The sequence below is a fragment of the Streptococcus oralis genome (assembly GCF_023611505.1).
GTDB classification, from domain to species: Bacteria; Bacillota; Bacilli; order Lactobacillales; family Streptococcaceae; genus Streptococcus; species Streptococcus oralis_CT.
In genome coordinates, this window is the sequence record NZ_CP097843.1 from 538,634 (window position 1) to 559,177 (window position 20,544).

The window sequence follows — 20,544 nt, forward strand, 5'->3', positions numbered from 1 at the left end:
GCTATGTCTTTAAAAGATAGATTCGATAAATTTATAGATTATTTTACAGAAGATGGGGAAGAAACGACTAACTACCAGACTCAACAAGAGGAAACAGTTAGCCCAGCTATCTCATCTTCTAAAGAATTACCAGCACCTGCTCAGTCAGGATCAGCAAAAGATGCGAATATTACTCGCCTCCATGCTCGTCAACAAGAGTTGGCAAAGCAAAACCATCACTCAGATGAGAAAGTGACGATTGATGTTCGTTATCCAAGAAAGTATGAGGATGCAACTGAGATTGTTGATTTGTTAACTGGAAATGAAAGCATCTTGATTGATTTCCAATACATGACAGAAGTACAAGCGCGTCGCTGCCTTGATTACTTGGACGGAGCCCGTCACGTCTTGGCTGGAAATATGAAAAAAGTTGCGAGTACGATGTATCTATTGACGCCTGTCAACGTTATCGTGAATATTGAGGATATCAAATTTCCAGACGAATCACAAGGTGCCGAGTTCGGCTTTGATATTAAACGAAATAGAGCAAGATAATGATTTTCTTAATCCGTTTAATCCAGAATGCAGTTAGCATTTACTCCATCATTCTCGTTGCATTTGCTCTTCTTTCATGGTTTCCAAATGCCTATGAAAGTCAACTAGGTCGCTTAGTCATCAGACTTGCTCGTCCAGTTATCGAGCCACTTCGTAAGCTCAATTTACAATTTGCTGGTCTTGATTTTACTGTCTGGGCCGCGTTGATTCTGATCCAGTTTCTTGGAAATATCTTAACACGACTAGTGCTATTACTATGACAGTAGATCGATCCATTTATCAGCATTTTTCCCAAGATGATATTCCCTTTATTGATAAGGGTTTAGAGTGGATCAAGCGGGTAGAAGATACATATGCACCAGTGCTTACTCCTTTTATCAATCCCCATCAGGAACAGATCTTGAGGGTGCTAGCTGGGACATATGAACTGGGTTGCCAAAGTAGTGGTGATTTTCTTCCGACGGAGTCGGTTCGTGTTCTTCTGTATCCAGATTACTTTGAACCGGAAATATCAGACTTTGAAATGACCTTGTTAGAAATTTGCTATCCGAGCAAGTTTGAACAGCTGAGCCATGGAAAAATATTGGGAACAATCATCAACCAGCTAGGAATTGACCGTAAATTATTTGGTGATATCTTGGTAGATGAAAAGAGAGCACAGATTTTTGTCAATCGTGATTTTATTCCTCTTTTTCAGGATGGAATAAGAAAGATTGGCAGACTTCCTGTATCGCTGGAGGAACGTCCTTTTACCGATAGGATTATATCTAAAATTGACTTTAGAGAACGAGAAATTTTAGTTTCGAGTTTTCGATTGGATGCCCTCTTATCAAGTGCCTTGAAATTATCTAGAAATCAAACCAGTCAACTGATTGAGAAAAAATCTGTCCAGGTAAACTATCATCTGGTTGAAAAATCTGATTACCAGGTTGCAGTTGGAGATTTGATCAGTGTGAGAAAGTTTGGTCGTCTAAAAATTGTTAAAGACAATGGACAGACAAAAAAAGACAAGATAAAATTAAGCATTCAATTATTATTAAGTAAGTGAGGAAAAGTATGCCAATTACATCATTAGAAATTAAAGATAAAACCTTTGGTACAAGATTTAGAGGTTTTGATCCAGAAGAAGTAGATGAATTTCTGGATATCGTTGTTCGTGACTACGAAGACTTGGTTCGTAGCAATCACGATAAAGAGACACACATCAAGAGTTTGGAAGAACGTTTGTCTTACTTTGATGAGATGAAGGATTCCTTGAGTCAGTCAGTTTTGATTGCTCAAGATACAGCGGAGCGTGTTAAACAAGCTGCTCAAGAACGTTCAAACAATATTATTCAACAAGCTGAACAAGATGCTCAGCGTTTGCTTGAAGAAGCGAAATACAAGGCAAACGAAATTCTTCGTCAGGCAACAGATAATGCTAAGAAAGTTGCTGTTGAAACTGAAGAATTGAAGAACAAGAGCCGTGTATTCCATCAGCGTCTTAAATCAACGATTGAAAGTCAGTTAGCTATTGTTGAATCATCTGATTGGGAAGATATTCTTCGCCCAACAGCTACTTACCTTCAGACAAGTGATGAAGCCTTTAAAGAAGTGGTTGGTGAAGTTCTTGGTGAATCCGTATCTTTACAACCAGAGGAAGAACCAATTGATATGACTCGTCAATTCACTCCAGAAGAGGTTGCTGAATTGCAAGCTCGTATCGAGGCTGGAAACAAAGAATTGGCTGAATTTGAAGCCCAACAAAATCAACATACAGAAGAACTTGTCCAGCATGAAGAGTCAGTTGAAGTAGAAGCTACTGCAGCAACTGAGGAAGATGCAAACAAAGAATCTGTTCTTATCCTATAAGAAAATGTGAGAACAAGATCGAACCAACTATATTATCAGCGAGCGGGAGATGGTGAGAGTCCTGCAATCCCTAGTGGTTAGATTATCCTCTCAAGCAATCCAGTCTGAAAGCAGTAAGACTGGACGTTCCCCACGTTACGGGAAAAGAGGAAAAGAGACCCTGTCTTTTTTCGAACAAAGGTGGTACCACGATTTTCGTCCTTTTTTGCGAGTCGTGGTTTTTATTTTGTCTATATAATAAAGGAGATATAATGAAACTCAAAGATACCCTTAATCTTGGAAAAACTGAATTTCCAATGCGTGCTGGTCTTCCAACCAAAGAGCCAGTTTGGCAAAAAGAATGGGAAGAAGCAAAACTTTACCAACGTCGTCAAGAATTGAACCAAGGAAAACCACATTTCACCTTGCATGATGGACCTCCGTATGCAAACGGAAATATTCACGTTGGACACGCTATGAACAAGATTTCTAAAGATATTATTGTTCGTTCTAAGTCTATGTCAGGATTCTATGCACCATACATCCCAGGTTGGGATACACATGGTTTGCCAATCGAGCAAGTCTTGGCAAAACAAGGTGTTAAACGCAAAGAAATGGACTTGGTTGAGTACTTGAAACTTTGCCGTGAGTATGCTCTTTCTCAAGTTGATAAACAACGGGAAGACTTTAAACGTTTGGGGGTTTCTGGGGACTGGGAAAATCCTTATGTGACTTTGACTCCAGACTATGAGGCAGCTCAAATCCGTGTCTTTGGTGAAATGGCCAAGAAAGGCTATATCTACCGTGGTGCCAAGCCAGTTTATTGGTCATGGTCATCTGAGTCAGCCCTTGCAGAAGCGGAAATTGAATACCATGACTTAGTTTCAACTTCTCTTTACTATGCCAACAAGGTAAAAGATGGTAAAGGTGTCCTCGATACAGATACGTATATCGTTGTTTGGACAACAACTCCATTCACCATCACTGCTTCTCGTGGATTGACAGTTGGAGCGGATATTGATTACGTAGTCGTTCAACCAGCTGGTGAAACTCGTAAGTTTGTGGTTGCTTCAGAATTGTTGGCTAGTTTGTCTGAAAAGTTTGATTGGACTGATGTCCAAGTCTTGGCGACTTATCGTGGGCAAGAATTGAATCACATTGTGACAGTCCACCCATGGGATACAGCAGTAGATGAACTGGTAATCCTTGGTGACCACGTTACGACTGACTCTGGTACAGGTATCGTCCATACAGCTCCAGGTTTTGGTGAGGATGACTACAATGTCGGTGTTGCCAATGGACTTGAAGTTGCTGTAACCGTCAATGAACGCGGGATCATGATGGCAAATGCTGGTCCTGACTTTGCAGGTCAATTCTATGACAAGGTTGTGCCGACTGTTATCGAAAAACTTGGCGACCTTCTCCTTGCTCAAGAAGAAATTTCTCACTCATATCCATTTGACTGGCGTACGAAAAAACCAATCATCTGGCGTGCAGTACCACAATGGTTTGCCTCTGTATCTAAATTCCGCCAAGAAATCTTGGATGAAATTGAAAAAGTGAAATTCCATTCAGAATGGGGTAAAGTGCGCCTTTACAACATGATCCGTGATCGTGGCGACTGGGTTATCTCTCGCCAACGTGCTTGGGGAGTTCCCCTTCCTATCTTCTATGCAGAAGACGGAGCACCAATCATGACAGCTGAAACTATTGAACATGTGGCTCAACTCTTTGAGAAACACGGTTCTATCATCTGGTGGGAACGTGATGCCAAAGACCTCTTACCAGCAGGCTTTACCCATCCAGGTTCTCCAAATGGTGAGTTCAAGAAAGAAACAGACATCATGGACGTTTGGTTTGACTCAGGTTCATCATGGAATGGAGTTGTAGTAAACCGTCCTGAGTTGACTTACCCAGCTGATCTCTACCTTGAAGGTTCTGACCAATACCGTGGTTGGTTCAACTCATCACTCATCACATCTGTTGCCAACCATGGCGTAGCGCCATACAAACAAATCTTGTCACAAGGATTTGCCCTTGACGGTAAAGGTGAAAAGATGTCTAAATCTCTTGGGAATACCATTGCGCCAAGTGATGTTGAAAAACAATTTGGTGCGGAAATTTTGCGTCTCTGGGTAACAAGTGTTGACTCAAGCAACGACGTGCGTATCTCTATGGATATCTTGAGCCAAGTCTCTGAAACTTACCGTAAGATCCGTAACACACTTCGCTTCTTGATTGCCAATACATCTGACTTTAACCCAGCTCAAGACGCAGTGGCTTACGATGAGCTTCGTTCTGTTGACAAGTACATGACCATTCGCTTTAACCAGCTTGTGAAGACCATTCGTGATGCTTATGCTGACTTTGAATTCTTAACCATCTACAAGGCCTTGGTGAACTTTATCAACGTTGACTTGTCTGCCTTCTACCTTGACTTCGCCAAAGACGTTGTCTACATCGAAGGTGCCAAATCACTCGAACGCCGTCAAATGCAAACAGTCTTCTATGACATTCTTGTGAAAATCACCAAACTCTTGACACCAATTCTGCCTCACACTGCAGAAGAAATCTGGTCATATCTTGAGTTTGAAGCAGAGGAATTCGTTCAATTGTCAGAATTACCAGAAGCTGAAACTTTTGCCAACCAAGAAGAAATCTTGGATACATGGGTAGCCTTCATGGACTTCCGTGGACAGGCTCAAAAAGCCTTGGAAGCAGCTCGTAATGCAAAAGTAATCGGTAAATCACTTGAAGCCCACTTGACAGTTTATCCAAATGAAGTGGTGAAAACTCTTCTTGGAGCATTGGATAGCAATGTAGCTCAACTTTTGATCGTGTCAGAATTGACTATTGCAGAAGGGCCAGCTCCAGAAGGCGCAGTTAGCTTTGAGGATGTAGCCTTCACAGTTGAACGCGCTGCAGGTGAAGTATGTGAGCGCTGCCGTCGTATCGATCCAACTACTGCAGAACGTAGCTACCACGCAGTTATCTGTGACCACTGTGCAAGTATCGTAGAAGAAAACTTTGCAGATGCAGTCGCAGAAGGATTTGAAGCGAAATAATCAGAATAGACTGAGAAAGGTCGCTAAAATCATAAGAAACGCATAATATCAAGAGTTCAAGTGCTTTGATATTATGCGTTTTATCATGGGAAAATTTACTAGTCCATTTCTTCAAATGAAGTTCTTCCTGGCCTGTCCGTGTAGATAATTAACATAATCAACTATTCAGTTTTCTCATAATTTTATATTTTTACTAATTATAAAGAGACTATAGAACTTAAAATTATTTTTTGAAAATCAATATTTATTATAAAATTTTATAAGATTGTTTAATTTTTAGATAAATTATGATAGAATAATACCTATAAAAATTTTAAGGAGATTATTATGAAAACAAATACACTTGCTCGTGTCAACGCTATTTTTGGTCTTATTTCAGGAATTGTATTGCTTTTAGCGCCAGTCATCATGTTTATCCTGGCTATTGGAGCTGCTGCGGCAACTGAAGACGCAGATGTAACGGTTGGGACATTGACAGGGCTCTCAATTATTTTGTCATTGGTTAAAATTGCTGTTTTAGTATTGGGAATTGTGGCTATTGTTTATTATAAAGATGATGAACGTGTTACGAATGCACCTTCTGTTTTGCTCATTGTAGGTGGTGCGGTCGGCTTGATTCCATTTTTGGGATGGGTAGGTGGAATTCTAACCATTATTGGTGGTTCACTTTACTTTGGAACATTGAAAAAATTTGTAATTGAAGAGTAGTAGTTTTCCAATTATTTTTTGGGGACTATTTCATCCTCTATCGAGAACAATTATGATAGTGTGATAAAGAGAAGACTGATAAGCTCTTCTCTTTTTAGTTGATTTTAACTAGCTTTTTTGTGAAAAATTGTGTAAAATAGAATAGATAAACGAGGGAAACCTCGAAAAATAAAAGGAGAATCCATCTAATGGTAAAATTGGTTTTTGCTCGCCACGGTGAGTCTGAATGGAACAAAGCTAACCTTTTCACTGGTTGGGCTGATGTTGATTTGTCTGATAAAGGAACACAACAAGCGATTGACGCTGGTAAATTGATCAAGGAAGCTGGTATCGAATTTGACCAAGCTTACACTTCAGTATTGAAACGTGCGATTAAAACAACAAATTTGGCTCTTGAAGCTGCTGACCAACTCTGGGTTCCAGTTGAAAAATCATGGCGCTTGAACGAACGTCACTACGGTGGTTTGACTGGTAAAAACAAAGCTGAAGCTGCTGAACAATTTGGTGATGAGCAAGTTCATATCTGGCGCCGTTCATACGATGTATTGCCTCCTGCAATGCCTCATGATGACGAATACTCAGCACATACTGACCGTCGTTACGCTTCACTTGACGATTCAGTCATTCCAGATGCTGAAAACTTGAAAGTGACTTTGGAACGTGCCCTTCCATTCTGGGAAGATAAAATCGCTCCAGCACTTAAAGATGGTAAAAACGTATTCGTAGGAGCTCACGGTAACTCAATCCGTGCCCTTGTAAAACACATCAAACACTTGTCAGATGATGAAATCATGGGTGTAGAAATCCCTAACTTCCCACCATTGGTATTCGAATTCGACGAAAAATTGAACGTCGTAAAAGAATACTATCTTGGAAAATAATCTATAAACAGAAAGCCTAGGATTCCTAGGCTTTTTGTTTTTGCTTCTGGTTTCCAACTAGTTGAAAAAGCGTTATAATGATAATAGGAAGTAATTTGTTTGAGAGAAGGTGTGTCTGATGGCTTATATTGAGATGAAACACAGCTACAAGCGTTACCAGGTTGGGGATACAGAGATTGTGGCTAATCGTGATGTGAATTTTGAAATTGAAAAAGGGGAGCTGGTTATCATACTTGGTGCTTCAGGTGCTGGAAAATCAACCGTTCTCAATCTTTTAGGAGGTATGGATACCAATGATGAGGGGGAGATTTGGATTGATGGTGCCAATATTGCCAACTATAGTTCGCACCAACGAACAAACTATCGTCGTGAAGATGTAGGCTTTGTTTTTCAATTTTACAATCTGGTCTCCAATCTGACAGCCAAGGAAAATGTGGAACTGGCTTCAGAAATCGTGACAGATGCCTTGGATCCAGAGCAAGTGCTCAAAGATGTAGGTCTGGCTCATCGCCTGAATAACTTTCCAGCCCAGCTTTCTGGAGGGGAGCAACAGCGAGTCTCCATTGCACGTGCTGTAGCCAAAAATCCTAAAATCCTCCTTTGTGATGAACCGACGGGTGCCTTGGATTACCAGACGGGGAAGCAAGTCTTGAAGATTCTCCAAGACATGTCTCGTCAAAAAGGAGCAACGGTGATTATCGTAACCCACAATGGCGCGCTAGCCCCTATTGCAGATCGGGTGATTCATATGCGCGATGCCACGGTTAAGAGCATGACGGTCAATGAGCATCCGCAGGATATCGATACATTGGAGTATTAGCATGAAAAAAACGTATCGGAAAGACCTATTTCAGTCAGTGACGGCTTCAAAGGGACGCTTTGTTTCTATCCTGACCTTGATGATGCTGGGTTCTTTAGCCCTTATTGGTCTCAAAGTGGCCAGTCCAAATATGGAACGTACGGCAGGGGATTATCTCCGTAAAGCCAATACCCTAGATCTGGCAGTGATAGCTGATTATGGCTTGGACAAAGAAGACCAAGACGAATTAAAGGCCCTTCAAGGAGCAAGTGTTGAATTTGGTTATATGGCAGACCTAACCGTTGAAAATAGTGAAGAAGCGGTTCGACTTTATTCCAAGCCAGAGGGGATTTCAACCTTCCAAGTGACAGAAGGGCGACTGCCAGAGGCTGATGAGGAAATTGCCCTAGCCGACTTCTGGAAAGACCGCTATCAGATTGGGCAGACCATTACCTTTACTAAGAAAGAAGAAGGGAAGTCCGTCCTAAAATCCCAAACTTTTACAATTACTGGATTTGTTCAGTCGGGTGAGATGCTTTCTCAAAAAGACTTAGGGAGTGCTAGCAGTGGAAATGGAAGCTTGGCTGGCTATGGAGTGATTTTGCCCAGCCAGTTTGATTCAGATGTTTATAGTATTGCGCGTGTGCGCTATGATGATTTAAAAAATCTGGATGCTTTTTCATCAGACTATAAAACCAAACGAACCCAACATCAGGAAGAGTTGCAAGATTTGCTAGCCGATAATGGTCAAAAACGATTGGTAAGCATCAAAGCCAATGGGCAAAAGAGCTTGGAAGAGGGGAAAGAACAGCTCCAAACTGCTGAAAGCAACTTTCAAAATGGCAATAGTCAGTTAGAGCAGGCTGAAAGTCGCTTGAAAACCCAAGAAGAACAAGCGACCGCTTTACCAGAACCGCAAAAGAGTCAAATCGAGGGACAGCTGATAAAAGCAAAGGAAGAACTGGCGACTCAAAAAGAAAAACTGGCTCAGACAGAGAGTGATCTAACTAAGGAAAAAGAGAAGATTGAACAGCGTCAGAAAGAGCTTGATGAACTGGCAGAGCCGAAATATCACGTATACAATCGCCAAACCATGCCAGGGGGTCAAGGCTATCTCATGTACAGTAACGCTTCAGCAAGCATTCGTTCTGTCGGGAATATCTTCCCTGTTGTGCTATATATGGTCGCTGCAATGGTGACCTTTACAACTATGACTCGCTTTGTGGATGAAGAACGTACCAATGCCGGTATTTTCAAGGCCCTAGGTTACCGGAATCAAGATATAATTGCCAAGTTTGTCCTCTATGGTTTTCTTGCAGGAACTGTAGGAACCATTTTAGGAACGCTTCTAGGACATTATCTCCTTGCAGGCGTGATTTCGGATGTTATAACAGCTGGGATGGTCGTTGGTAAAAGTCAGGAGTATTTTTACTGGTCTTATAGCCTCCTTGCCCTAACCTTAAGTTGGGTATCCAGTGTTTTGCCGGCTTATCTGGTGGCACGGAGGGAACTACACGATGAAGCAGCCCAACTCTTACTTCCAAAACCTCCCGTTAAGGGATCAAAGATTTTGCTGGAACGCCTGAGCTTTATTTGGAGTCGTTTGAGTTTTACTCATAAGGTTACGGCGCGAAATATTTTCCGTTATAAGCAACGGATGTTGATGACCATTTTTGGAGTTGCGGGTTCGGTTGCTCTCCTATTTGCAGGTCTTGGCATTCAGTCTTCTGTGGGAGGAGTTGTCGATCGTCAATTTGAACAAATCCAGCAATACCAGATGATTGTAGCAGAAAAGAGCAGTGCGAGTGAGCAAGAAAAAGCAGATTTAGAAAGTGCCTTGCAGGCTGAATCTATCCATGCTTATCAAAAGATTTATTCTAAATCCATTGAAAAAGATTTTAAAGGAAAAGCAGGACTTCAAACCATCACCATGATGGTTACTAGTGGAGAAGACTTCAAGCCCTTTATCGCATTAGAGGAAAATGGCCAAGAGGTGCAGATCACAGATGGAGCGGTCGTGAGTCAAAAACTAGCTCAACTAGCAAATGTTAAGGTTGGGGACGAGTTGGAGCTTGATGGGAAGGAAATCAAGGTATCGGCTATTTCTGAAAACTATGTTGGACACTTTGTTTATCTCAAACGAGACACATACGAACAAGTCTACGGTACCAGTCCACAAGACAATACCTACCTAGTAAAATTAAAAGAGCCAACACCTTCCAATATCGAGAGAGAAGCAGCTATCTTTATGGAAAAAGCAGCTGTTTCTGGGGTGGTTCAAAATGCAACAGCTATCCATCTCTTTGAATCCGTGGCTAGTTCGCTCAATAAAACCATGGCCATCCTTGTCCTTGTTTCCGTTTTACTAGCCATTGTCATTCTTTACAATCTCACCAATATCAATGTGGCAGAACGTATCCGTGAACTTTCCACTATCAAGGTTCTCGGTTTCCATAATAAAGAAGTGACCCTCTATATCTACCGTGAGACTATGGTGCTGTCCCTTGTGGGAATTGCTCTCGGTTTGGTAGCTGGCCACTATTTACATCAATTTTTGATACAAATGATTTCACCTGCCACCATACTTTTTTATCCACGAGTCAGCTGGGAAGTCTATGCTCTTCCAATCGTCGCAGTGACTGTAATCTTAGCCTTACTGGGCGTCTTTGTCAATCACCACTTAAGAAAAGTGGATATGCTCGAAGCCCTGAAATCAGTAGAGTAATTCACTGTTTTAAACAGTAAATTAGTTGACAAAGTCCCTGCTTCTTGGTAGAATAAGAACTGTCGTAAAGACAAATAACTTCTTCTTGGTTACAGGCATGCCAACCTGTCACTCGGATGAAGCCAAATAAAAAGGAGAAACATCATGGCAATCTCAAAAGAGAAAAAAAATGAAATCATCGCACAATATGCACGTCACGAAGGTGATACAGGTTCAGTAGAGGTTCAAGTTGCTGTCCTTACTTGGGAAATCAACCACCTTAACGAACACATCAAACAACATAAAAAAGACCACGCTACTTACCGTGGATTGATGAAGAAAATCGGTCGCCGTCGTAACTTGCTTGCATACTTGCGTAAGAACGACGTTAACCGTTACCGTGAGTTAATCAACTCTCTAGGACTTCGTCGTTAATTATGATGCTAAGGGCGTTAAAAAAACCGTATGAAAATAGGGAAAGGAAACAGTGTTCGATGAACACAAGGAGTTTCATCTTTTTCACTAGGATTCTAGCCCGAGCTCAAATCAGCTCTCTGACTTCAGAGAGCTTTTTTATTGAGGTTTTATCGGTCACAATTTTGGAGACTACAAAAACCTCAAATGGTATCAGCTAATGACACCATGAAGGTGCGCAGTTACTCGGCTTGAAAAGCCGAGTAACTGTCTGCAAGCCCCCTCGGAGAGCCCACACTTTACGAAGTAAAGTATAGTATGTTATACTTTACATAGAAGTAGTCACCGAATTCCAGTTAGAAATTACTTTGTAACTACGTTTTGAGGAGGAGTAAAATGCTTTCCTACGTTCGACATTACCCACTAGCGATAGCTAAATTAATGTGTCTGTGCTCTCCTAAAATCTGCTGATTTATTACTGACTAATACAGGAGGTTTTTATGGGACAGACAATCATATCTGCTATTGGTGTTTATATTTCCACCAGTATCGATTATTTAATTATTTTAATTATTTTATTTGCACAGCTATCACAGAATAAACAGAAATGGCATATTTATGCGGGGCAATATCTAGGAACAGGCTTACTTGTAGGGGCGAGTTTAGTTGCTGCTTATGTCGTTAATTTCGTGCCTGAAGAATGGATGGTTGGATTGCTTGGTTTAATCCCTATCTATTTAGGGATTCGCTTTGCAATTGTTGGAGAAGGTGAGGAAGAAGAGGAAGAAATTATTGAAAGATTAGAACAAAGCAAGGCAAATCAACTGTTTTGGACAGTTACATTGCTGACAATTGCGTCTGGTGGAGATAATTTAGGTATCTATATACCTTATTTTGCTTCGTTAGATTGGTCACAGACCCTCGTGGCGTTGCTTGTGTTTGTAATCGGCATAATTATCTTTTGCGAGATTAGTCGGATGTTATCCTCTATTCCGTTAATATTCGAGACAATTGAAAAATACGAGCGAATCATTGTGCCCATAGTATTCATTCTACTTGGACTATACATCATGTATGAAAATGGCACGATAGAGACTTTTCTGATCGTGTAGATTTTTTTGTTTCACTAGGATTTTAGCCCGAGCTCAAATCAGCTCTCTGACTTCAGAGGGCTTTTTCTATCTATGTTTCTATCCTTGTTCATCCAATGGAAATATGGTATACTTTTTATGAGAATTTTCTAAATTTTTAATTTTGTTTAAGGAGGTTTTCATGCTTTCCAAATTTTCTGGAAGCCGACGGGACCTGCAATTTGTGTTACTTTTAGGTGTTTTGCTAGGTATTTTAGGGATTTCCCTCTTTCTAGCAGTTTCTATGGGGTCCGTAGCGATTGACTTAGGAGATACCTATCGGATCATTTTGAGCAGGTTGGGGTTTCCTCTTGAGATAGGAGAGGTTTCCAAGTCTACTCTTGCCATTGTGTGGAACATGAGATTCCCCCGAGTATTGCTCGCTCTGATAGTAGGGGTTGGTCTTTCCATGTGTGGTAGCGTGATGCAGTCTACAGTGAACAATCCCATCGCAGAGCCTTATGTCTTAGGAATTTCTGCGGGTGCAACTCTAGGGGCAACTTTGAGCATCATTCTTGGTTTAAAATTGGTGATTAGCCTTGGAGCTTTCCTTGGAGCTATTTTGGCAACAATCACTGTCCTCATCATTGCCTCCATGCAGGGAAGGATGACAACTTCCAGTCTGATCTTATCAGGAACGGTGGTCAATGCTCTTTTTCTGGCATTTTCCAACTTTATTATCTCAGTGGGTGCTAATGCTGACAGTGTGATGACCATTAAGTTTTGGACCATGGGCTCGCTTGCCGGGACTACCTGGTCTGACTTAGTTCTGCCAACTGTAGTAGTAGGAATGGCCTTTCTATTTTTCTCTACTCAGTATCGTGTTTTTAATGCGATGATGATGGGAGATGAGGCTGCTTTAACTTTGGGCATTCCCTTACGCTTTTATTGGTATCTTTATGTGACCATGGTGGCTGTGCTGACAGCAGTCTTAGTGGCAACCTGTGGGATTATTGGATTTGTTGGTCTGATTACTCCTCACTTAGCTCGAGGGTTAGTGGGAACGAATTACAGGAGGCTTTTTCCTATTGCGACCATACTTGGTTCCCTCTTTGTGGTCTGGGCAGATGTACTCTCCCGTATCATCATTCCAAATGCTGAGTTGCCTATTGGTATTTTCACAGCCTTAGTAGGTGCTCCCTTCTTTATCTACATTGTTGGAGGTAGGCGAAGGGAGGTGAGGGCCTGATATGGACTTGATTTGTCAGGATGTTCACTTTGGACTAGGAGAGAAAAAAATCTTAAAAGGAGTTTCTCTTAAGGTTGAGGGGCATCAATTTCATACGATACTAGGGCCAAATGGAAGTGGAAAAACCAGTCTGCTTAAACTCCTCTATCGTCAGAAAAAGGCGAATAAAGGCTTGATAAGACTAGATGGAAAGCCACTGGAGCATTGGTCACTCAAAGAAACAGCCAAGCAAATGGCAGTTGTCACCCAGTTTAATCAATTGCAGTTTGATTGTACAGTTGAGGAAATCGTCTTGCTGGGAAGAACTCCCCATCTCTCTTTTTTACAGAAGGAAAAGGAAAGGGATTATGCCCTCGTTCAAGATGCTCTCGTCAAGGTGGATATGCTTGAGAAGAAAACTCGTCTTTATTCGTCCCTGTCAGGGGGGGAGAAACAACGAGTCTTATTAGCCCGCGCCTTGGCGCAAGAACCGACTCTCTTGCTCCTGGATGAACCTACCAATCACCTGGATATCAAGTATCAGCTAGACTTGTTGGCCATTGTGAAGAATCTCAAGGTCAATGTTTTAGCTGTCCTACATGATATTCAACTTGCTTGTCGCTATTCGGATTATCTCTATCTGATGAAAGAGGGAGAAATCCTTTACCAAGGGACTCCAAAGGAGACCATCACCCCTGAGTCATTGCAAACTGTATACGGAGTTCAAAGTCAGGTTACTTGGACCGAGGATCAGCAAGCTATGATTCACTATTTATAAGAATGAAAAGGAAAACAAGATGAAAAAAACACTAAGCATTTTACTCGTAACAGTAGCTACCCTAACCATGACAGCTTGTGGCAATACTACTACAGAAAAAACTACCACACAGTCTAGCACAGAAACAAGTCAAAAGGCGAACACAAAGACGACTTATCCACTAACGGTCAAAACCTATGATGCTAAGGGAAATGAAGTCGAACAAGTCTTTGACAAGGCACCTGAAAAAGTTATCACCAACAATCTATCAACCACTGAAATCTTATTGGAGTTGGGCTTGAAGGATAAAATTGCTGGCATGCTTAACCCTGATAATGCTGTGACGGACAAATACAAGGACGCAATTGCGACTATTCCTCAAATTGGAGATAAAAAAACAGTCTCACAAGAGACAGTCCTTTCTTATGAGCCAGATGCTGTGATGGGTCGAAACATGATGTTTTCTGAAAAATCCTTGGGGACAGTTAGCACTTGGAATGAAAACAAAATCCCAGTCTATACACAAAAAGCTTCTCTCTCAACGATTCAGCAAGATTTGGGAAATATTGTAGAAGACGTTAAAAATCTTGGAATGATTTTCAATGTTCAGGACAAGGCTAATGAATACGCAGCCCAATTACAAGCTAAAATTGATGCTGTTAAGAAAGCCAATCCAGAAAGCCAAGGTGAAAAGAAAAAGGCTTTGATTATGGTTGCTTATAATGACGAAACCTTCGGTGCTTACAAGTCTGCTTTGCAAGAGAGCTTGTTGAATCAACTTGGTTATACCAACGTTGCAACGGGAACATCAGGCTTGACCTTGGAAAATCTCGTGTCAATGGATCCTGAGTTGATTATCTATGTGACCAGCGACCGCAATAAAAAATTGGATGCCAACGCAGTAGAGTTGATGAAGGCAAATGAAGTTTTGGAAAACGTTCCTGCAATTAAGAATCAAAAAATCATGACCATTTCCTACGATGAGTTGATGGACTATGGTCCAGCAGTGATTGATTCCCTTGAGAAAATCAATGACTTTATCAATAAATAATGAGTTTGATTGGGAAGGGATCCAAGTCAAGGTCAGCCTTCCTTCGACCTATGATCCCAGTCAAACCTATCCAGCGATTCTTTTGAATGATGGAAACTTGGATTTCCTATCCTCCCTTTCAGAATCTGTGATTTTAGTGGGCTTGACCTCTAAAAATCGCCTAGACGACTACACTCCATGGAAGGCAGCTGCTCTGAGAGATGGAGCTCAAGATTTTGGCGGTCAGGCAAATGCCTATCATGGTCATTTATTTGGTAGTCTTTTAGAAAAGTTGCAGGTGCTTTATCGCCTGGACAAAAATCGCCTTGCCTATGGAGGTTACTCACTAGGTGGTTTGGCGGCAGTATACAGTCTTTTCCGTTTTGATAAGGTCTCCTGTATCTTCTCTATCTGCGGTTCCTTTTGGTATCCTGATTTTACGACTTATTGCAGGGAAGAAAAGGTGAAAAATTTAGATTGTTTGCTGTATTTACAGAATGGTCAAACAGAAGGAGCCCATCATACCAATCGCTTGGCTCAAGCACCAGTCTATGCTGAGCAGATTCATACCAGTCTTCAGAAACACTATCCGACTAGTCAGTTTGTCTTTGATCCCTATGGGCATCATGAGCAAGTGGCTGAACGATTCCTAGCCTTTTCCAACTGGTTGGCCCAAAAATGGAAAATCGAATAAAAGAAATATCCCTTGGCAAAAGCCAAGGGATAATTGTATTTTTTAACCAAGAGACTCTCTCTTCTTATCTGGATTCCAGATAAAGCTTGCGATGAAGGTAAAGATAATCGTTAGGATACCAACAATCACAGCAAGGATGAGGGCTGGGATGCGGACTAACCACCAGAGTGGATTTGGTTTTTTATCATTGTGCCATTGCTTGGTTTCTTCGTCCAAACGTTGGAATTCTGCTTGGATACGGTCTGCAACCATTTCGATTCCTTCATCATTCATTTTCTTAATGTCTGAGATATCGATTGGATTTCCAAAGTTCATATCCACACGTTCACGGCTAACCAAACCTTTTAAGGTCATGGGACCTGTGTAGGTGACAGGCATGATACGGACCTTGGCCATTTTGGCAATCAAGGCAACTCCACCCTTGACATCATTTGAGTGACGGCTCCCACTTGGGAACATGATGAGAGAGCAATCGCTTTTTTTGAGGACGTTGATAGGGTACTTGATGGCAGAGGCACTAGGTTTTTCCCGGTCAATAGGAAAGGCGCCACACATACGGATCCACCAGCCAAAGATGCGGTTGTTAAACAGCTCTTTTTTGGCCATAAAGATGAATTGTTTTGGTTTGGTCGCAAAAGCCATGTAAACTGGATCCCACCAAGTCCGATGAGGTGCTACTAGGATATAGTTTTCATCTTTACTAGGGATTTTATCAGTATTGTGGTAGTGGGCATTGCCATTGATGGACCACAAGATCAGCATGACTAGTCCACGCAAATAAGTATAGAACATGAGAACTCCTTCAATTGTATTGCTTTTATTATTATACCTTATCAAAAGACTACTGGCAAACTTTTTCAGTTATCAACCAACAGTTTTTGGATGAGATTAGAATTCTTCTAGAAAAAATGATATGATAGAATTCATGGATAAAAATAAGATTATGGGATTAACCCAAAGAGAAGTAAAGGAAAGACAGGCTCAAGGTTTGGTCAATGACTTTACCGCTTCGGCCAGTACCAGTACTTGGCAAATCGTTAAACGAAATGTTTTTACACTTTTTAACGCATTAAACTTTGTTATTGCTCTAGCGCTAGCTTTTGTGCAGGCTTGGAGCAATTTGGTCTTCTTTGCTGTTATCTGCTTTAACGCTTTTTCTGGGATTGTTACCGAACTACGGGCCAAACACATGGTGGACAAGCTCAATCTCATGACCAAGGAAAAGGTCAAAACCATCCGTGAGGGTCAGGAAATTGCCATCAATCCAGAAGAGTTGGTTCTAGGTGATGTGATTCGTCTGTCTGCTGGGGAGCAGATTCCTAGTGATGCGCGGGTTTTAGAAGGCTTTGCGGAAGTCAATGAAGCCATGTTAACGGGTGAGAGTGATTTGGTGCAAAAGGAAGTTGACGCCTTGCTTTTGTCTGGAAGTTTCTTAGCCAGTGGGTCAGTTTTAGCCCGTGTCCGCCATGTCGGGGCAGAAAACTATGCTTCCAAACTCATGCTGGAAGCCAAGACTGTTAAACCCATCAACTCTCGTATCATGAAATCGCTGGACAAGCTAGCAGGTTTTACTGGGAAGATTATCATTCCCTTTGGTCTAGCTCTCCTGCTAGAAGCCTTGATGTTAAAAGGCTTGCCTCTCAAGTCTTCTGTAGTGAATACTTCGACAGCACTTTTGGGTATGTTGCCCAAGGGAATCGCCCTTTTGACCATCACTTCGCTCTTGACTGCGGTGATCAAGCTGGGCTTGAAAAAGGTCTTGGTGCAGGAGATGTACTCTGTTGAGACCTTGGCGCGCGTGGATATGCTCTGTCTGGACAAGACGGGGACCATCACCCAAGGAAAGATGCAGGTGGAGGCGGTTCTTCCTCTGACGGAAACGTATGGTGAAGAGACTATTGCAAGCATTCTGACCAGCTATATATATCATAGTGAGGATAAAAATCCTACAGCTCAAGCCATTCGCCAGCGTTTTGTGGGAGAAGTTGCTTATCCTATGCTTTCCAATCTGCCTTTCTCTAGCGACCGCAAGTGGGGAGCTATGGAGTTGGAAGGGCTAGGGACAGTTTTCTTAGGGGCGCCTGAGATGTTGTTGGACTCTGAAGTACCAGAAGCCAGAGAGGCCTTGGAGCGAGGTTCTCGTGTCTTGGTCTTGGCTCTCAGTCACGAAAAACTAGACCACCACAAGCCACAAAAACCATCTGATATTCAAGCTCTTGCCTTGCTGGAAATCTTGGACCCCATTCGAGAAGGAGCAGCTGAGACACTAGACTACCTCCGTTCCCAGGAAGTGGGACTCAAGATTATCTCTGGAGACAATCCTGTCACTGTATCCAGCATTGCCCAGAAGGCTGGCTTTGCAGACTATCAAAGCTATGTAGACTGTTCAAAAATCACGGATGAGGAATTGATTGCCATGGCTGAAGAAACAGCTATTTTCGGACGTGTTTCCCCTCATCAAAAGAAACTCATCATCCAAACGCTGAAAAAAGTAGGGCATACAACAGCAATGACAGGGGACGGAGTCAATGATATCCTGGCCCTTCGTGAGGCGGATTGTTCTATCGTGATGGCTGAAGGAGATCCGGCGACGCGTCAGATTGCTAATCTGGTTCTCTTGAACTCAGACTTTAATGATGTTCCTGAGATTCTCTTTGAAGGCCGTCGCGTGGTCAATAACATCGCTCATATCGCACCGATTTTCTTGATTAAGACCATCTATTCCTTCCTGTTAGCGGTGATTTGTATCGCCAGTGTTCTTCTGGGACGGTCTGAGTGGATCTTGATTTTCCCTTTCATCCCGATCCAGATTACCATGATCGACCAATTCGTGGAAGGTTTCCCACCATTCGTTCTGACTTTTGAGCGAAATATCAAACCTGTTGAGCCAAATTTCCTCAGAAGATCCATGCTTCGTGCCCTACCAAGTGCCCTTATGGTCGTCTTCAGCGTTCTTTTTGTGAAAATATTTGGAGCGAGTCAAGGTTGGTCTGAGTTAGAAATGTCAACTCTCCTCTATTATCTCCTTGGGTCTATCGGTTTCTTATCCGTATTTAGAGCCTGCATGCCATTTACCCTCTGGCGTGTTCTCTTGATTGTTTGGTCAGTAGGAGGCTTCCTGACTACAGCTCTCTTCCCAAGAATCCAGAAACTGCTTGAAATATCAACCTTAACTGGACAAACACTGCCTGTTTATGGAACTATGATGCTGGTCTTTACCCTGATTTTCATTCTAACTAGTCGTTATCAAGCTAGAAAATAAAGAAAGACTGCAATCTGTGGATTGCGGTTTTTTAGGTGCAAGATTGCTAGCTGAAATATGGTATAATAAAAGGTAATAGAGTTTTGGAAAGCGAGAGAAGATGATTTCAAAGAGATTAGAATTGGTGGTGTCCTTTGTGCCCCAAGGTGCTGTGTTACTTGATGTGGGGAGTGACCATGCTTATCTGCCTATCGAGTTGGTCGAAAGAGGCCAAATTAAAAGTGCTATTGCAGGGGAAGTGGTGGAAGGTCCCTACCAGTCTGCGGTCAAAAATGTTGAGGCTCACGGTCTAAAGGAGAAAATCCAAGTTCGTTTAGCCAATGGCTTAGCAGCCTTTGAAGATGTCGACCAAGTATCGGTTATCACCATTGCAGGTATGGGTGGTCGTTTGATTGCTAGGATATTGGAAGAAGGATTGGATAAGCTTGCGAGTGTAGAACGTTTAATCCTCCAGCCAAATAATCGTGAAGACGACTTGCGCATCTGGCTACAAGACCACGGTTTTCAAATCGTAGCAGAAAGCATCCTAGAAGAAGCAGGCAAGTTTTATGAAATTCTAGTTGTGGAAGCAGGACAAATGAAGTTATCTGCCAGTGATGTTCGCTTTGGACCTTTCTTGTCCAAAGAGGTCAGTCCAGTATTTGTCCAAAAATGGCAAAAAGAAGCTGTTAAGCTAGAGTTCGCCCTCGGACAAATCCCAGAAAAAAATCTGGAAGAACGTCAAGTTCTAGCTCATAAAATTCAAGCCATCAAGGAGGTGCTCCATGTTAGCAAGTGAAGTGATTAAACGTTATGAAGACTTTTGTCCTCAGGAATTTTCCATGGAGGGAGACAGTCGTGGCCTGCAAATTGGAACTCTAGACAAGGATATTCAAAGGATTATGGTTGCCCTGGATATTCGTGAAGAAACGGTGGCTGAAGCCATTGAAAAGGGTGTGGATTTGATTATCGTTAAGCACGCGCCGATTTTCCGTCCCATCAAGGACTTGGTCGCCAGCCGTCCGCAAAATCAGATTTACATCGACCTCATCAAACATGACATTGCCGTTTATGTCAGTCACACCAATATTGACATCGTTGAAAATGGCCTCAATGACTGGTTTTGCCAGATGCTAGGTATCGAGGAGACCACTTATCTGCAGGAAACAGGCCCAGAACGTGGGATTGGGCGTATTGGTGACATTCAACCTCAAACATATGAAGAATTTGCCAGTCATGTCAAACATGTTTTTGGTCTAGATAGTCTTCGCATGGTGCATTATCAAGAGAGTGATTTGAAGAAGGAAATTTCAAGAGTTGCCATTTGCGGTGGTAGTGGTCAGTCTTTCTATCCTGATGCTTTGGCAAAGGGGGCAGATGTCTATATTACTGGTGACATCTACTACCACACAGCTCAGGATATGTTGTCAGATGGCTTGTTGGCGCTGGACCCGGGCCACTATATCGAAATCCTTTTTGTCGAAAAAATTACTGCGCTCCTTGCCCAATGGAAGGCAGAAAAGGGCTGGCCTATTGAGATTTTGCCTAGTCAAGCATCGACCAATCCTTTCCACCATATCTAGTTAGAA

General features: G+C 42.1%; 19 protein-coding genes. 18 read left to right on the top strand and 1 reads right to left on the bottom strand.

Translation table 11 applies throughout. The features are described from left to right. Positions 1-3 precede the first annotated feature (3 nt). From M9H69_RS02945 to M9H69_RS03015, 15 genes are all read left to right on the top strand, one after another. Positions 4-534 (top strand): cell division protein SepF, encoded by a 531-nt coding sequence (locus tag M9H69_RS02945; RefSeq protein WP_250315858.1) that lies wholly within the window; start codon positions 4-6, stop codon positions 532-534. Next, complete coding sequence (locus M9H69_RS02950; protein WP_000576499.1) at positions 534-794, top strand: YggT family protein; 261 nt, start codon at positions 534-536, stop codon at positions 792-794. Before M9H69_RS02945 ends, M9H69_RS02950 begins: the two co-directional genes overlap by 1 nt. Beyond that, a complete protein-coding gene (locus tag M9H69_RS02955) occupies positions 791-1,582 on the top strand; it encodes an RNA-binding protein (RefSeq protein ID WP_250315859.1) in 792 nt (263 codons plus the stop codon). The genes M9H69_RS02950 and M9H69_RS02955 overlap by 4 nt, the downstream gene beginning before the upstream one ends. An 8-nt stretch (positions 1,583-1,590) precedes the next feature. Beyond that, on the top strand, positions 1,591-2,385 hold the full coding sequence (locus M9H69_RS02960; protein WP_250315860.1) for a DivIVA domain-containing protein: 795 nt from the start codon (positions 1,591-1,593) through the stop codon (positions 2,383-2,385). A gap of 251 nt (positions 2,386-2,636) precedes the next feature. Next, entirely contained in the window at positions 2,637-5,429 is a 2,793-nt protein-coding gene (gene ileS, locus M9H69_RS02965; RefSeq protein WP_250315861.1) for an isoleucine--tRNA ligase, read from the top strand. Positions 5,430-5,756: 327 nt separating this feature from the next. Then, a complete protein-coding gene (locus M9H69_RS02970) occupies positions 5,757-6,137 on the top strand; it encodes a hypothetical protein (RefSeq protein WP_250315862.1) in 381 nt (126 codons plus the stop codon). 188 nt (positions 6,138-6,325) lie between these two features. After that, positions 6,326-7,018, top strand: coding sequence for a phosphoglycerate mutase (locus M9H69_RS02975; RefSeq protein WP_000240120.1), 693 nt, complete (start codon positions 6,326-6,328; stop codon positions 7,016-7,018). 118 nt (positions 7,019-7,136) lie between these two features. Next, entirely contained in the window at positions 7,137-7,838 is a 702-nt protein-coding gene (locus tag M9H69_RS02980) for an ABC transporter ATP-binding protein (RefSeq protein WP_000323386.1), read from the top strand. Next, a complete protein-coding gene (locus M9H69_RS02985) occupies positions 7,834-10,542 on the top strand; it encodes an FtsX-like permease family protein (RefSeq protein WP_250316161.1) in 2,709 nt (902 codons plus the stop codon). The genes M9H69_RS02980 and M9H69_RS02985 overlap by 5 nt, the downstream gene beginning before the upstream one ends. Positions 10,543-10,686: 144 nt before the next feature. Then, a complete protein-coding gene (rpsO, locus tag M9H69_RS02990; protein WP_001018251.1) occupies positions 10,687-10,956 on the top strand; it encodes a 30S ribosomal protein S15 in 270 nt (89 codons plus the stop codon). 479 nt (positions 10,957-11,435) lie between these two features. Then, entirely contained in the window at positions 11,436-12,047 is a 612-nt protein-coding gene (locus M9H69_RS02995; protein WP_000531728.1) for a CadD family cadmium resistance transporter, read from the top strand. A gap of 160 nt (positions 12,048-12,207) precedes the next feature. After that, entirely contained in the window at positions 12,208-13,254 is a 1,047-nt protein-coding gene (locus tag M9H69_RS03000; protein WP_250315863.1) for a FecCD family ABC transporter permease, read from the top strand. 1 nt (position 13,255) lies between these two features. Beyond that, positions 13,256-14,011, top strand: a complete 756-nt coding sequence (locus M9H69_RS03005) for an ABC transporter ATP-binding protein (protein WP_250315864.1) — start codon at positions 13,256-13,258, stop codon at positions 14,009-14,011. A gap of 19 nt (positions 14,012-14,030) precedes the next feature. Continuing rightward, entirely contained in the window at positions 14,031-15,041 is a 1,011-nt protein-coding gene (locus M9H69_RS03010) for an ABC transporter substrate-binding protein (RefSeq protein WP_250315865.1), read from the top strand. Next, complete coding sequence (locus tag M9H69_RS03015) at positions 15,022-15,714, top strand: alpha/beta hydrolase-fold protein (RefSeq protein WP_250315866.1); 693 nt, start codon at positions 15,022-15,024, stop codon at positions 15,712-15,714. The genes M9H69_RS03010 and M9H69_RS03015 overlap by 20 nt, the downstream gene beginning before the upstream one ends. Before the next feature lie 42 nt (positions 15,715-15,756). Here the strand turns inward: M9H69_RS03015 and M9H69_RS03020 are convergent, their stop codons facing one another. Next, the gene (locus M9H69_RS03020; protein ID WP_061598145.1) at positions 15,757-16,506 is read right to left on the bottom strand and encodes a lysophospholipid acyltransferase family protein; all 750 of its coding nucleotides are present in this window, start codon (positions 16,504-16,506) and stop codon (positions 15,757-15,759) included. 133 nt (positions 16,507-16,639) lie between these two features. Here M9H69_RS03020 and M9H69_RS03025 point away from each other — a divergent pair, with 133 nt between their 5' ends. From M9H69_RS03025 to M9H69_RS03035, 3 genes are all read left to right on the top strand, one after another. Continuing rightward, complete coding sequence (locus M9H69_RS03025; protein WP_250315867.1) at positions 16,640-18,976, top strand: cation-translocating P-type ATPase; 2,337 nt, start codon at positions 16,640-16,642, stop codon at positions 18,974-18,976. A 100-nt stretch (positions 18,977-19,076) separates the two neighbouring features. Beyond that, on the top strand, positions 19,077-19,754 hold the full coding sequence (locus tag M9H69_RS03030; protein WP_250315868.1) for a tRNA (adenine(22)-N(1))-methyltransferase: 678 nt from the start codon (positions 19,077-19,079) through the stop codon (positions 19,752-19,754). Next, positions 19,741-20,538: a Nif3-like dinuclear metal center hexameric protein gene (locus M9H69_RS03035; RefSeq protein WP_250315869.1), complete on the top strand. Its 798-nt coding sequence runs from the start codon at positions 19,741-19,743 to the stop codon at positions 20,536-20,538. The genes M9H69_RS03030 and M9H69_RS03035 overlap by 14 nt, the downstream gene beginning before the upstream one ends. The last annotated feature ends 6 nt before the right edge of the window (positions 20,539-20,544 follow it).